13 protein-coding genes and 1 pseudogene are annotated in these 14,412 nt (G+C 64.8%); 11 read left to right on the top strand and 3 right to left on the bottom strand.

Annotated features, from left to right (window positions below):
* Positions 1-13: 13 nt before the first annotated feature.
* From ACFDTG_RS08255 to ACFDTG_RS08245, 3 genes are all read left to right on the top strand, one after another.
* Positions 14-2,179, top strand: coding sequence for a primosomal protein N' (locus tag ACFDTG_RS08255; RefSeq protein ID WP_375290552.1), 2,166 nt, complete (start codon positions 14-16; stop codon positions 2,177-2,179).
* Between the two features lie 253 nt (positions 2,180-2,432).
* Positions 2,433-3,089, top strand: coding sequence for a PEPxxWA-CTERM sorting domain-containing protein (locus ACFDTG_RS08250; RefSeq protein ID WP_375290551.1), 657 nt, complete (start codon positions 2,433-2,435; stop codon positions 3,087-3,089).
* Positions 3,090-3,182: 93 nt separating this feature from the next.
* Positions 3,183-4,748, top strand: coding sequence for a cryptochrome/photolyase family protein (locus tag ACFDTG_RS08245; RefSeq protein ID WP_375290550.1), 1,566 nt, complete (start codon positions 3,183-3,185; stop codon positions 4,746-4,748).
* 51 nt (positions 4,749-4,799) lie between these two features.
* Here ACFDTG_RS08245 and ACFDTG_RS08240 read toward each other — a convergent pair whose 3' ends face one another.
* On the bottom strand, positions 4,800-5,828 hold the full coding sequence (locus ACFDTG_RS08240; RefSeq protein WP_375290549.1) for a bifunctional transcriptional activator/DNA repair enzyme AdaA: 1,029 nt from the start codon (positions 5,826-5,828) through the stop codon (positions 4,800-4,802).
* Positions 5,829-5,941: 113 nt separating this feature from the next.
* Here ACFDTG_RS08240 and ACFDTG_RS08235 point away from each other — a divergent pair, with 113 nt between their 5' ends.
* Entirely contained in the window at positions 5,942-7,501 is a 1,560-nt protein-coding gene (locus ACFDTG_RS08235) for a S1C family serine protease (protein WP_375290548.1), read from the top strand.
* A gap of 109 nt (positions 7,502-7,610) precedes the next feature.
* Here ACFDTG_RS08235 and ACFDTG_RS08230 read toward each other — a convergent pair whose 3' ends face one another.
* Positions 7,611-8,267 carry a YceI family protein gene (locus tag ACFDTG_RS08230; protein ID WP_375290547.1) on the bottom strand — a complete coding sequence of 219 codons (657 nt, stop codon included), beginning with the start codon at positions 8,265-8,267 and terminating at the stop codon, positions 7,611-7,613.
* Positions 8,268-8,377: 110 nt separating this feature from the next.
* Entirely contained in the window at positions 8,378-9,205 is an 828-nt protein-coding gene (locus tag ACFDTG_RS08225) for a TauD/TfdA dioxygenase family protein (RefSeq protein WP_375290546.1), read from the bottom strand.
* Between the two features lie 287 nt (positions 9,206-9,492).
* Between ACFDTG_RS08225 and ACFDTG_RS08220 the strand changes: the two genes are divergently transcribed.
* From ACFDTG_RS08220 to ACFDTG_RS08190, 7 genes and pseudogenes are all read left to right on the top strand, one after another.
* Positions 9,493-10,047, top strand: coding sequence for a F0F1 ATP synthase subunit delta (locus ACFDTG_RS08220; protein ID WP_375290545.1), 555 nt, complete (start codon positions 9,493-9,495; stop codon positions 10,045-10,047).
* Between the two features lie 29 nt (positions 10,048-10,076).
* Positions 10,077-11,606 (top strand): F0F1 ATP synthase subunit alpha, encoded by a 1,530-nt coding sequence (gene atpA / locus ACFDTG_RS08215; protein ID WP_375290544.1) that lies wholly within the window; start codon positions 10,077-10,079, stop codon positions 11,604-11,606.
* 7 nt (positions 11,607-11,613) lie between these two features.
* Positions 11,614-11,907 carry a putative quinol monooxygenase gene (locus ACFDTG_RS08210; protein ID WP_375290543.1) on the top strand — a complete coding sequence of 98 codons (294 nt, stop codon included), beginning with the start codon at positions 11,614-11,616 and terminating at the stop codon, positions 11,905-11,907.
* A gap of 7 nt (positions 11,908-11,914) precedes the next feature.
* Positions 11,915-12,796 carry a F0F1 ATP synthase subunit gamma gene (locus ACFDTG_RS08205; protein WP_375290542.1) on the top strand — a complete coding sequence of 294 codons (882 nt, stop codon included), beginning with the start codon at positions 11,915-11,917 and terminating at the stop codon, positions 12,794-12,796.
* Between the two features lie 68 nt (positions 12,797-12,864).
* Positions 12,865-13,107, top strand: coding sequence for a hypothetical protein (locus tag ACFDTG_RS08200; RefSeq protein WP_375290541.1), 243 nt, complete (start codon positions 12,865-12,867; stop codon positions 13,105-13,107).
* A 111-nt stretch (positions 13,108-13,218) separates the two neighbouring features.
* Complete coding sequence (locus tag ACFDTG_RS08195) at positions 13,219-13,563, top strand: hypothetical protein (protein WP_375290540.1); 345 nt, start codon at positions 13,219-13,221, stop codon at positions 13,561-13,563.
* Positions 13,564-13,596: 33 nt separating this feature from the next.
* Positions 13,597-14,412: pseudogene (locus ACFDTG_RS08190) on the top strand (F0F1 ATP synthase subunit beta); the annotation flags it as partial.

The raw sequence follows: 14,412 nt of genomic DNA, 5'->3' as shown, positions 1-14,412 counted from the left end.
ATATGGCCACCGAATGAACCGCGTGCGCTGCCTGGTCCTCAATGCCGCCCTGGGTCCGCTGGATTACCGCGTGCCGGAGGGCATGGAGGTGACGGCGGGCTCGGTCGTGGCGGCCCCGTTGGGGCCACGCACGATCCTCGCCATCGTCTGGGACCCCGAACGACTTCCCGGGGCCGACGTTCCGGCCGAGAAATTACGCCCTTTGCGCGAGGTGATGCCGGTCCGGCCATTGACGGCGCCCCTGCGCAGGCTGATCGAATGGACCGCGGATTATTACTGCGCGCCTCTGGCAGCTGTGGCCCGGATGGCGCTGAGTTCGGGGGGCGCGCTCAAGGGCCCGGCAATCACCGTCGAATATCGCCTTAGCGGCGGAACGCCGGAGCGCATGACCCCGCAGCGCCAGCAGGCCATCGAGGCGCTGGAGGGCGAGCAGGCAACGATCCGCGAGTTGTCGGGCCTGGCAGGCGTTTCGGAAGGGGTGCTTCGCGGGCTCGTCAATCAGGGCGTGCTGGAGCCGGTGGAGGTCGATATCGACAGGCCCTACTCGTTGGCGCGCGCCGATCACACCGTGGTGGACCTCAGCCCGGCGCAGCAAGAGGCCGCCGCGCTATTCCAGGACGCAGTAAAGGAAGGGGGTTTCACGCCTTTCCTGCTCGATGGCGTGACCGGGTCGGGGAAAACGGAAACCTATTTCGAACCGGTTGCCGAGGCGCTTGGGCTGGGCAGGCAGGTCCTGGTCCTACTGCCGGAGATCGCGCTGACCGAAGCGTTCCTCAAGCGCTTCGAGGATCGTTTCGGCGCACCGCCGGTGGTGTGGCATTCCTCGCTCAAATCGACCGAGCGCCGCCGCGCCTGGCGGGCCGTTGCGGCGGGCACGGCCCAGGTTGTGGTGGGCGCCAGATCGGCGCTGTTCCTGCCATTTGCGAAGCTGGGGCTGATCGTCGTCGACGAAGCCCATGAAATCAGCTTCAAGCAAGACGATGGCGTGCGCTACAACGCGCGCGACGTGGCGGTGATGCGGGCCGCCTTCGAAAAGCTGCCGGTCATCCTGGCGAGCGCCACCCCCGCGCTCGAAAGCCTGGCGATGGCAGAGGCCGGAACCTACCGGAAGGTCGATCTTCCCAGCCGCTTCGGCGGGGCGGAACTGCCGAGCATCGCCACCATCGACCTTACCCGGGAAAAGCCCGGACGCGGCGCATGGCTCGCAGAACCGCTGGTCGGCGCCATCGAGGAGAGGCTCGATCGCGGGGAGCAGTCGCTGCTGTTCCTCAACCGCCGCGGATACGCTCCCCTCACGCTGTGCCGCAATTGCGGGTTCCGCTTCCAGTGCCCCAATTGCAGCGCCTGGCTGGTGGAACACCGCTTTTCCGGTCGGCTCGCGTGCCACCACTGCGGACATGAAACCCGCCCGCCCGAAGCCTGCCCCGAATGCGGCGAGACGGACTGTCTGGTCGCGTGCGGGCCGGGGGTCGAGCGGATCGCGGACGAAGTGGCGGAGCGCCTGCCGGACGCGCGCGTTTTCGTGGCCACGTCCGATACGCTCAATTCACCGGGACGCGCCGCGGAGTTCGTCGCGCAGGTCGAAAGCGGGGCGGTGGACGTGATCGTGGGCACGCAGTTGGTCACCAAGGGTTTCCACTTTCCCGAATTGACGCTGGTCGGCGTCGTGGATGCCGACCTGGGCCTGGAGGGCGGAGATCTGCGTGCGGCGGAACGTACCTATCAGCAAATCGCGCAGGTGGCGGGGCGCGCCGGCCGGGGGCAAAAGCCCGGCGAGGTCCTGATCCAGACGCGCCATCCCGATGCCCCGGTCATCGCCGCGTTGGCCGACGGCGATCGCGATGCCTTCTACGAGGCCGAGACCGAGGCGCGGCGGATGGCGGGGGCACCGCCCTTCGGCCGCTGGGCTGCAATCATCGTTTCGAGCGAGGAGGAAAGCGATGCGCGCGATGCGGCCCATCGCATCGGACGGGCGCGGCCCGAGGATCAGGACATTGCCATCTACGGACCCGCCCCCGCCCCACTCAGCCTGCTGCGCGGGCGATATCGTTTCCGGCTGCTCATCCACGCCCGCCGGAGCGTGCAGCTTCAGGACATCATCCGGGCCTGGCTCGGCAAGCTCGATCACCCCGCGGGTGTCCGCGTGGGCGTTGATATCGACCCCTACAGTTTCGTGTGAGGGAATGGCTTCGAAGGGCGACGGCGCGATGCTCCAATTCGGGGCACACGATGCGCTACCAAGAGGCGCCACGCAAATATTGGTGCTCTTTGTTAACGCAATTGGGTTGAAATAATTTATAGCCTTAGTATTGCTAAGAAACATTGACGGCCGAACCGTGTCCATTGGCCGATCGACAAGGGGTCTCAAAGATAATCAGGGCATTTTTGCGGGCGGAGCTTCAGTATCTCCCCCGCATGGGAAGGGGTAAAAGATGAAAACTATCACACTTGCGCTGGCTGCAAGCGCGGTCGCACTCGCATCGCCCGCAGCCGCCGATACGCTGGAATACAACGCGATGCCGGATGCCGGCTGGTTCTTCGGCAGCGGTAACGACTACACGCCGGCGAACTCGATCGTGCTCACCACCGATGCCGACGATCAACTGGCACTTCGCCTGCATGAACGCGGTGTGCGTGCACCCGCATCGGACTCGATGGGCGTCTACAGCTTCAGTCTTGGCCAGGATCCGGTCAATTTCGACTGGAGCATCGACAATGAGAGCGCATCGACCATCAGCGCCCGGATCTACGTGCGCAACTTAATGACGGGCCAGTCCTACTTCTACGATCCGCTGGGCATTCCCAACGATAACGCGGTCAGCGGGGATACCGCGCAGAACAGCTTCCGCATCGGCGGCTTCGGCTCGCCCCCGCTCATCGGCTGGGATCCGAATGTCGACAATACCTACCGCGTCGATCTGGTCGTCGATGGTTTCGGCGGCGGCCGGAAGCAGGTCACCGGCTTCGCGCAGATGGGAGCTGGAGCAGGGTTCGTTCCGGAGCCCGGCACCTGGGCGCTGTTCATCCTCGGCTTCGGCGCCATCGGCGCGGCCATGCGTCGCGGCTCGGCTAGCGTCAGCTACGCCTGACTCAGCGTCGGATTGACGGGAAGGTCCGGTGCCGCTGGTGCCGGGCCTTTTCTTTTGCGGACCGATCCAGCGCTCCGCGCATTACGGTTTCCAATGCCCGGCCCCGTTCTGATCCCTATCCTTGGCGACCAGCTGACCCGCACGCTTGCAAGCCCGCGCGGCCAGACCAAAGACAACAGCGTCATCCTGATGATGGAGGTATGGGACGAAGCGACCTATGTCCGTCATCACAAGCAGAAGATCGCGCTGATTTTTTCCGCCATGCGCCATTTCGCCGCCGAGCTCCGCGATGCGGGCTGGCGGGTTGATTACGTCGAGCTCGACGATCCCGAAAACGCGGGCAGCTTTACCGGCGAAGTGGCTCGCGCAGTCGAGCGGCACGACCCCGAAAAGATCCGCGTGGTCGAAGCCGGGGAATGGCGCGTGCAGGCGGCGATGGACGAATGGCCGGACAAGTTTCCCTGTGAGGTCGAGATCCTCCCCGACGATCGCTTTAGCGCCAGCAAGGCCGATTTCGCCGACTGGGCGGAGGGCCGCAAACAGCTCCGCATGGAATATTTCTATCGCGATCTGCGGGAACGGGCCGACCTGTTGATGGACGGTGGAAAACCTGTGGACGGGCAGTGGAACCTGGACGCCGACAACCGGAAGCCGCCGAAGGAGGGCATGAGTGCCCCGCCCCGCCCCCTGTTCGAACCCGATGAGATCACACGCGACGTGATCGAACTGGTCGAAGACCGTTTCGGCGATCATTTCGGCAGCCTCGACAAATTCAACTGGCCCGTCACCCGCGACGAGGCCGAAATGGCCGCCGATGCCTTCTTCGCAGAGCGCCTGGAGAAATTCGGACCTTATCAGGATGCCATGGTCGCCGGGCAGGATCAGCTTTATCACTCGATGCTTTCGACCAGTATCAATCTGGGCCTGCTCGATCCGCTCGACCTGTGTCAACGCGCCGAGCAAAGCTATCGCGACGGAAAGGCGCCGCTCAATTCGGTAGAAGGTTTCGTCCGCCAGATCATCGGCTGGCGCGAATATGTGCGTGGGTTCTACTGGCACCATATGCCGGGGCTGGCCGAGGCCAACGAGCTGGGCGCGGAACGCCCGCTTCCCGAGTTCTACTGGACCGGCGAGACGGATATGGCCTGCCTTGCCGATTGCATCAGGTCCACCCGCGAAAACGCGCACGCCCACCACATCCAGCGCCTGATGGTGCTGGGCAATTTCTGTCTGCTTGCAGGGATCGATCCACGACAGGTCGCCGAATGGTATCTGGTGGTTTACGCCGATGCCTATGAATGGGTGGAGCTGCCCAATGTGGCGGCGATGATCCTATATGCCGATGGCGGGAAGCTGGCGTCCAAACCCTATGCGGCAAGCGGCAATTACATCAACAAGATGAGCGACTATTGCTCGGGCTGCACCTATTCGCCGTCAAAGAAGTCCGGCGAAGGCGCCTGCCCGTTCAATCCGCTCTACTGGCATATCATGGACCGCCACCGTGGCAAGCTGGAATCCAACCCGCGGATCGGGCGCATCTACGCAACCTGGGACCGCATGGACGCCGACAAGCGCCAGGCCTATCTCGACAGCGCCGAAGAAGTGCTGGATGCGCTGGAACCCGCGCGTGCCGGATGGGCGCGTAAACCGGAGGGATAAGGCGACCGGAGCCACTGCGCATTCCCGACACACGGCTTGCATTAGGCGGATTTATTTCGCTTCGCGGTTCAGCAGTTCGCGCTTGATGTCGAGGCCATAGGCATATCCCCCCAAATCGCCGCCGGTGCGGATCACGCGGTGGCATGGGATGAGAACAGCGACATTGTTGCGCGCATTGGCACTTCCCGCCGCTCGCACGGCCTTGGGATTGCCGGCAGCCGCCGCAATCTCCGCATAGGTGCGCGTTTCACCGGGAGGGATTTCCCTCAGCGCCCTCCAGCAAGCCTCCTGAAAGACGGTGCCCTTCACGTCGAGCGGAATATGCGCGAAGTCGCCCGGCTGCTCCACGCTGGCGATCACCTGGGCGAGCAGGGCCGCGAAGGTCCCGCCGCCCTGAACCAGCTCGGCATGGGGAAAGCGGCGGGCCAGTTCACTCTCGTCCTCGTTGAAGGACAGTCGGCACACGCCCTTGTCCGTCGCGGCGACCAGCATGTCTCCCAACGAGGTGGTCACCACCGCCCAGCGGATCGTCACGCCCTTGCCCCCGTTGGCCCAAGCGCTCGGTGTCATGCCCAGCTTCCCCTTCGTGGCTTCGTAGAACCGGCTCGGCGCGCCGAAACCGGCTTCGTAGATCGCATCGGTGACGCTGCCTTCGGCCAGCGCATCGCGTGCCCGCTCCTCGCGTAACGCGCGGGCGTAAGCGGCTGGAGAAAGCCCGGTCGCACGCGTGAACAGCCGCTGGAAATGGGCGGCGCTGTAACCGGTCAGCGCGGCCAGATCGTTCAGCGAGGGAGCACCGTCCGTCTGGCGGATCTCGTCGATGGCGGCCAGAACGGCGGCTTCCTCGTTGGACTGCGTGTCGGGCGCGCACCGCTTGCAGGGCCGCAAACCCGCCGCCTCCGCCTCGGCGCAGCTCGCATAGAAGCGCACGTTTTCGCGCTTGGGTGCCCGCGCGGGGCAGCTCGGTCGGCAATATATTCCGGTCGAATGGACGCCGGTGATGAAGCGCCCGTCATACCGGCGATCCTTGGCCAGCGCGATGCGCCAGCGCTCGTCATCGGTCAGGGGTGCTGGGGTCATGCGGTCCTTCCTGTCATGGCATGATGCCGTCTTGCAATCGCCTTTCGCATGGACCGTGAACAGCTGCATCCCGATCCTTGCGGTCAATGCCGTGCGCGGCGATAGAGGCCCGCGTGACCCGGATCCTGATCGCCCTGCTGCTTTTCGTCACCGGCGCGCCCGCGCTGGCCGATGCGGGCGACATCGACGCGGCCGCACGGGGCGTGGTGCGGGTGGTAATCGTGGGGAAAGACGATGAGGGCGTCTATCCCGTCAGCCACGGCAGCGGCTTTGCCATCACCCCCACGCGCATCGTGACCAACGCGCATGTCGTCAGGGACGCGGAGCAGGATGACGAGCTGCGCATCGCCATCGTCCCTCCGGAGGGCGGAAGCGTGGCCTATGGCCATGTTCTCGCGACCAGTTCGCGCAACGATCTGGCGCTGATCGCGATAGACGGCGACCTGCGCCTGCCCCCCTTGGCGCTGGCAGGCGGGCCGCCACAGGACAGCGGGCAGGCAAGCGCCGTTGGCTATCCCATGAACGTCGACAAGGCGCAGGGCCTATCCATCGACGACATCTTCACCGCCCAGCCGCCGGTGAAGAGCCGCGGTTTCCTGTCCGGTTTCCGCCCCAGCCGCGAGTTCGACACCGTGCTGCATACCGCCCCGATCGCACGCGGCAATTCCGGCGGCCCCCTGCTCGATGCCTGCGGACGGGTGCTGGGCGTCAACAGCTTCGGCGCGGAGAGCGACGGCACGGACGGGGAATTCTACTTCGCCGTCTCGATCCGCGAGCTTCTGCCCTTCCTGCGCGCTCACGACGTGACCCCGCGGGTCAACTCATCGCCATGCCGCAGCCTGGCCGATCTGGACGCGGCCGAGCGGCAGCGATTGTCGCAGGAGCAGGCGGCGGCGCGTGCGGCAATGAGCGAGCGGGCGGAAGACCTGCGGGTGAGGCAGGACCGCGCCCGCTTCGAGGCCGAGATGCGCGTGCGCGATGAGCGCGACGACCGGATGCTGGCGAGCGTGCTGCTGCTGCTGATCGCCGCCGGCCTCGGCTGGTGGGCCTACGAAAAGCGTGAGCGGCACGATGGGCAGGGCGAACGCCTTCCATTTCCCCGGGAAAACCGGGCGGCGGCGGTTGGCGCTGGCGCCGCGCTGATCGGCGCGCTGTTCTTGCAGGTTACCCGCCCCGGCATCGACGAAATCGACCGGCGGACGGCGGCGGCCCTGGGTACCGACGCGCCCGATACAGCGGCGAACCCTGCCCCGCTTGGGAGCGAAGGTGCCCGCAGGCTGGTCTGCCGCCTCGACCAGCAAAGAAGCCGCGTCACCACCTCGCGAACGGAGGACATTCCCCTAGAGTGGACCGCCGCAGGCTGCGTCAACGGGCGCACTCAGTATGGCTTCTCGGACGGAACCTGGAGCCGGGTTCTGGTGCCCAACGATGATCAGGAGGTTTCGGTCAACAGCTTCGACCCTGACAGGCGCGAGTTCCGCACCGAACGCTATCTCCTCTCCCGCAATGCCATGCAGGCGGCGCGGGGGGCGCGGGGCGCTTACAAGGCCCCCGCGTGTGGCGCCGATAACGCGGCCGCCGGGCTTGGCGACCAGCAGCGCGCTGTGCTGGCGACCTTGCCACCCAAGCCCAACGAGCGGCTGGTTTACACCTGCGAGACTACCGGCAAATAGGTCGCAGGGTCCATTCAGACCGCATAATAGGAGAGGAAACAGGGATTGGCCGCCGGGGCGAGCCCGGGGGGGCCGGCTCTCCGGCGCCCCCAAGACGCCCTCCCGGCGATCAACTTTCGCCTTGCAACTTGAACTCGGCCTCGAGGTGAAGCTCAACTTCGTCGCTGACCGCGGGCAGCGCGTAGCTGACACCGAATTCGGAGCGCTTGATGGTGGCGTAGCCATCGAAACCGAGCGTGAACTTCTTGTCCAGCGGATTGACCGCGCCCTTGTTGAAATTGGCCGTAAAGCGCACCGGCTTCGTCACCCCGCGCAGCGTCAACTCACCGTCCACCGTCGCGCTGTCGTTGTCGACGACGGTGACGCCGGTCGTCACGAAACGCGCTTGGGGATGATTTTCGACGTCGAAGAAATCCGCAGTCTTGAGATGGCCGTTCAATTGTTCGTTGAGGGTCCCCTGCTCGGTCAGGTCGATCGTCGCGGTGACCTTGGCGTTCTGCAGCTTCGCGGGGTCGAGTTGCAGCGTTGCCTCCACAGCCGGAAATTGTCCGGTGTAAGTGGAAAAGCCGAGATGGCTGACCGACCATGTGATTTTGCCATGCGCGGGGTCGAGCGCGTAGGTCCCGGCCGGGATGCCCGCGAGGTCGGGGCCTGACGAAACCGTCTCCGCACTGGTGGCGGGATCATAGGCACAGGCTGACAGCGACAAGGCCGCGGCGGTCGTTGCGAGGACAAGCACGGGGCGCGAGCGGAAGGTCTGGTTCACGATGTTTCCTCTGTTTCGGTTGGTGTGGTGCGTCCTAGGCGATGGCCAGCACAGCGCGCAAGGCGGTGTCAGGCGTCTGGCGGCCGCACCCGCCCCGCCCCGCCGCCGCCTCAGGCCGCGAGAGGCTCCCCTGTTAGCGTAATGCGGTGCAGCTCGCGCGCATGGCCCTGGTAGTCGTTCAATGCATTGTGCCAGGTTGTGCGGTTGTCCCAGATCGTCACCGTGCCGGGTTGCCACACCACGCGGCACTGGTGCGCCGGCTTCATCGCTTCGGCCCATAGCTCCTGCATGAGCGGCAGGCTTTGTGCTCCCGTCTGGCCCGTAAAGTGGATCGTGAAGGACGGGTTCACGTAAAGCAGGCGGCGGCCAGTGCGCGGGTGCCGAATCACCACCGGATGAGTCGCGCCGGTTCGCACCTCGTGCCCGCGCAAGTCTGCACCCTGGTCCGTCTGCGCATAGATCCCGCCTTCCTGATAGACGTGGTCGGCAGTGTGGAAGGCGCTGAGATCTTCGATCCGCGCCTTCAGATCGTCCGATAGAGCATCGTAGGCGGCGCCCATGTGGCTGAACAGCGTATCGCCGCCGGTGGGCGGCAGCACACGCGCGGCAAGGATCGATCCCATAGCCGGCACCTGATCATAAGAGTGATCGGTATGCCAGGCGCCGCCGATATTGGTCTGCTGGTCGGCGCGCTTGCGCACCACGGCAATTTCCGGCCAGCGATCGTCGAGCGGGAAATAGGCATTGATGTCGATGCCGCCCCACGCGCGCGCGAAATCGATCTGCGCTTCCGGGCCGAGCTCCTGATCGCGGAAAACAGCAACGCCGTGCTCCCAGATCGCCTGCTTGATCGATTCGAGCGTTTCGCCCCGTGCCTCGGCCAGCTGCACGCCTTCGACTTCCACGCCGCATTCCGGCGCGAGCGGTTTCATCTTCATCTCCGTCTCCCAACGTCGGCCGTCCGCGCGCGGCATGGCCTGCAAGCCGGTTTGCCCGGTCGCGGGCGGTTTCTACCACCGCCGGACGGCTTAAGCGAGCGTTCGGAAGCACGGTAAAGACATGCCTGATAATGCAGCGCAGTTCGCCGTGAATGGTGCAGCCATGTTGCAATCCGCAAAAGCCGCTGCTAGTCGCGCGCCAGCCTTGACCGGGGTACCGTTTCGTGTGCCCACAACCGGCGGGCGGCACATCGCCATTTCACAGCGAACCCAAAAGGACGACACGCGTGGACATTTCCGCCGGTATTCAGGCTAGCCTGGCAGGGCGCTATGCTTCGGCCCTGTTCGATCTCGCCAGCGAAAACGGCACCGTCACCGCGGTCGAATCGGACCTGGAGAAGCTGGCGCAGACGATGAACGAATCGTCTGAATTCGCCGCGCTGACCACCAATCCCAAGGTCCGCAGGGATGAAGCGCAGAGGGCGGTCTGGAACGTCGCCGCGCTGCTCGGCCTGTCTCAGCTCACCACCAATTTCCTGGGCGTGCTGGCGCAGAACCGCCGCCTGGGCCAGCTCGGCAATATCGTTCGCGCCTTCCGCACCATCGCCGCTGCCCAGCGGGGCGAGGTGACCGCAGAAGTCACCAGCGCCCACGCGCTGACCGATCAGCAGCTCGAAACGCTGCGCAACAAGCTTACCGCCCGCGAGGGCCGGACCGTGAAGCTGACTGCCAAGGTCGATCCCGACCTGCTCGGCGGCCTGGTCGTCACGCTCGGTTCCAAGCGGATCGATGGTTCGATCCGCACTCGCCTCAACTCCCTTGCCCAGGCCATGAAGGCCTGAGCCCGACCACCTGACAGGACGCATACGACATGGACATTCGCGCCGCAGAAATCTCCAAGGTCATCAAGGACCAGATCGCCAGCTTCGGCACCGAAGCCGAGGAAAGCGAAGTGGGCACCGTGCTTTCGGTGGGTGACGGCATCGCCCGCATCCACGGCCTCGACCAGGTCCAGGCCGGCGAGATGATCGAATTCCCGGGCGGCGTGCAGGGCATGGCGCTCAACCTGGAAGCCGACAACGTCGGCGCCGTGATCTTCGGGTCCGACCAGGCGATCAAGGAAGGCGACACCGTCAAGCGCACCCAGACCATCGTCGACGTGCCGGTGGGTAAGGCTCTGCTCGGCCGCGTGGTCGATGCGCTGGGCAACCCGATCGACGGCAAGGGCCCGATCGCAACCACCGAACGCCGCCTGGTCGAACAGAAAGCCCCGGGCATCATTCCGCGCCAGTCGGTTTCGGAACCCGTGCAGTCGGGCCTCAAGGCCATCGACGCCCTCGTTCCCGTCGGCCGCGGCCAGCGCGAGCTGATCATCGGCGACCGTCAGACCGGCAAGTCCGCCGTCGCGATCGACACCTTCATCAACCAGAAGGATGCGCACGCTGGCGACGACGAGAAGAAGAAGCTCTACTGCATCTACGTCGCCGTGGGCCAGAAGCGCTCCACCGTCGCGCAGATCGTGAAGGCGCTGGAGGAAAACGGCGCGATGGAATATTCCATCGTCGTGGCCGCCACCGCTTCGGAGCCGGCTCCGCTCCAGTACCTTGCGCCCTACACCGGCGCCGCCATGGGCGAATATTTCCGCGACAACGGCATGCACGCCGTGATCTGCTACGACGACTTGTCTAAGCAGGCCGTTGCCTATCGCCAGATGTCGCTGCTGCTCCGTCGTCCCCCGGGCCGTGAAGCCTATCCGGGCGACGTGTTCTATCTCCACAGCCGTCTTCTCGAGCGTGCCGCCAAGATGAGCGATGCGATGGGTGGCGGTTCGCTGACCGCGCTGCCGATCATCGAGACGCAGGCGGGCGACGTGTCTGCCTACATTCCCACCAACGTGATCTCGATCACCGACGGCCAGATCTTCCTGGAAACCGACCTGTTCTACCAGGGCATCCGTCCCGCGATCAACGTGGGCCTGTCGGTCAGCCGCGTCGGCGGCGCCGCGCAGACCAAGGCCATGAAGAAGGTCGCCGGCTCGATGAAGCTGGACCTCGCGCAGTACCGCGAGATGGCCGCCTTCGCACAGTTCGGTTCGGATCTCGACGCCGCGACGCAGCGCCTGCTGAACCGCGGCGCGCGTCTGACAGAGCTGCTGAAGCAACCGCAGTTCAGCCCGATGCCGGTGGAAGAGCAGGTTGTCTCGATCTACGCGGGCACCAACGGCTATCTGGATACTGTTCCGACCAACCGCGTGACCGATTACGAAGAGCAGATGCTCAGCTATATGCGCCACGAGCACGCCGATGTGCTCGCGACCATTCGCGACACCGGCAAGTTCGAAGACGACACCCGCGACAAGGTGAAGTCCGCGCTCGAAACCTTCGCCAAGCAGTTCGCCTGATCGCCCGATGAGTTACACCGTCTTCGCCACGATCCCGGTCAAGCCCGAGCATTTGGAGGCCGCCTGCGAAGCGGTGGCCACCATTGTGCCTGCGACCCGCAGTGAAGACGGCTGTCTCTCTTTCGAGCCGCGCCGCGCCGCGGACGGTTCGAGCACGATCATGATTTTCGAGGAATGGGCGGATCGCGACGCGTTCGATTTCCACCATGCCCAGGATTACACCAAAGATGTCTTCGCGCGATACGAGAACTGGCTCCAGTCGGAACCCGAACTCATCGAAGTGAAGCCGCTGGAAGGCTGAACAGGATATGGCGAGCCTCAAGGAACTCAAGGGCCGGATCAACTCGGTCAAATCGACCCAGAAGATCACCAAGGCCAAGCAGATGGTCGCTGCGGCCAAGCTGCGCCGTGCGCAGGCCGCCGCCGAAGCCGCGCGCCCTTATGCCGAACGGCTGGCGGGCGTGATGGGATCGCTGGCGGGCAAGGTCTCCGGCGACAGCGCCCCGCTGTTGCTGCGTGGCACCGGTAGCGACCAGCGCCACCTGCTGGTCGTCGTCAATACCGACAAGGGCCTGTGCGGCGGCCTCAACGCCAATATCGTGAAGGCTGCCAAGGCCAAAGCACGCGATTTGATTGCCAAGGGCAAGAAGGTCGAATTCTACCTCGTCGGCCGCAAGGGCCGGGCGCCGATCAAGCGCGACTATTCTGACAGCATCGCCAAGCATTTCGACACCAGCGATATGCGCAACCCCAGCTTCACCGAAGCGGAAGCCATCGCCGAAGATCTGGTTGAGATGTTCGAAGGCGGGAAGTTCGACGTTGCCCACCTCGTTTATCCCATTTTCAAGAGCGCTCTCGCGCAGGACCCCACCGTGGTACAGTTGCTGCCCGTGCCCTCCGATGCCGGCAACGGAACGGCTGCCGCGGGCGGAGACGCCGTGGTGGAATACGAGCCCGACGAGGAGGCAATCCTGGCCGAGCTTTTGCCGCGCTATGTTCGCACGCAGCTGTTCGGCGCACTGCTGGAGCGGGAGGCTTCGGAACAGGGCGCCTCGATGACCGCTATGGACAATGCCACGCGCAACGCGGGCGACCTGATCAACAAGCTTACAATTCAGTACAACCGCAGCCGCCAGGCTGCGATCACTACCGAACTGATCGAAATCATCGCCGGCGCGGAAGCACTGTAGCCCTAATCTCGCAAGACCATCCGGCGGCCTGCCTACCCAGGGCCAAGGGAACCAGACGGAGACTTCTGATGAAGAAATTTGCAATCGCCCTCGCCCCGCTCGCGATCTTTGCGCTCGCCGCATGCGGCGAAACGGGCGAATCCGCCGACATCGACATGTCCGGCGATGCGGTTGCTCCCGGCGCGGGAGATGGCATTGCCGAAGCGCCCGCGACTCCCGCCGATCCGGAAACCGCTGGCATGGAATCGCCGGCGCCTGAACCCTTCGCGCCGCTCGACGAGCAGCCGGAAGCAACGCCGACCCCCGAATAACGGCGAGATTTGCAGAAGATTTTTCGGGCGCCCGAGCGCCTCAAGACTGAATAACTACAACGGAGAGAATGCCGGGAAACGTTGCCACAACGCTGACCGGAGCCAGATACGATGATCAAGACCGTTTCCGCACTTGCCGTTTTCGGCCTCCTCGCCGCCTGCTCGGGCGAACCCGAAGCGCAGCCGACAGAAGCCGCGACGACGGCCCCCGCTCCTGTCGCAACGCCGAGCCTGCCCGCCCCCGGTCAGGAAATTTTTAGCAAGCTTTACGCCGATGCCTGCCCCGCCGACGAACCCGTCAACACGGCCGCCTGCAAGCGCGCAGGCTTCGGGTCCGAAGACGTGCTGTGCGAATTCGGCCTCGGCGATGACGAATATCTCCGCAACGAAGCAACCCTAACCCCCGGCGACGGCGAATGGACCCTCGCCGATCCGGAAAACGTCTGCGTCGGCTAAGACGCGATCACCACTGAAGTCAGGACACAGATCATGGCCACCGCTCCCGTACTCAACCAGTCGCCTAACGGCACCATTGCGCAGGTCATCGGCGCGGTCGTCGACGTCGCCTTCGAAGGCGAATTGCCGGCAATCCTCACCGCGCTCGAAACCAAGAACGGCGAAAACACCCTCGTTCTCGAGGTCGCGCAGCACCTCGGCGAGAACACCGTGCGCACGATCGCCATGGACGGCACCGACGGTCTCACGCGCGGTCAGGAAGTGATCAACACCGGCGCGCAAATCTCCGTGCCGGTCGGCCCGAAGACGCTGGGCCGCATCATGAACGTGATCGGTCAGCCGATCGACGAGCGCGGCCCTGTCGGCGCGGACCAGACCATGCCGATTCACGCCGAAGCTCCGCTGTTCGTGGACCAGTCCACCGAAGCGGCCATTCTGGTGACCGGGATCAAGGTGATCGACCTTCTCGCTCCCTATGCTCGCGGCGGCAAGATCGGCCTGTTCGGCGGCGCCGGCGTCGGCAAGACGGTGCTGATCCAGGAACTGATCAACAACATCGCCAAGGGCCACGGCGGCGTGTCCGTCTTTGCCGGCGTTGGTGAGCGTACCCGCGAGGGGAACGACCTCTATCATGAATTCCTCGACGCCGGCGTCATCGCCAAGGATGCGGACGGCAACGCCACCTCGGACGGCTCAAAGGTTGCTCTGGTCTTTGGCCAGATGAATGAACCCCCGGGGGCACGTGCGCGCGTCGCCCTGTCCGGTCTGACCATGGCGGAGTATTTCCGCGACGTGGAAGGGCAGGACGTGCTGTTCTTCGTCGACAACATCTTCCGCTTCACGCAGGCG

Origin of the sequence: Qipengyuania sp. (assembly GCF_042095715.1) — a bacterium.
Classification (GTDB): domain Bacteria; phylum Pseudomonadota; class Alphaproteobacteria; order Sphingomonadales; family Sphingomonadaceae; genus Qipengyuania.
Note: the sequence above shows the minus strand (reverse complement) of the source record. Positions and strands in the feature narration are given on the sequence as shown.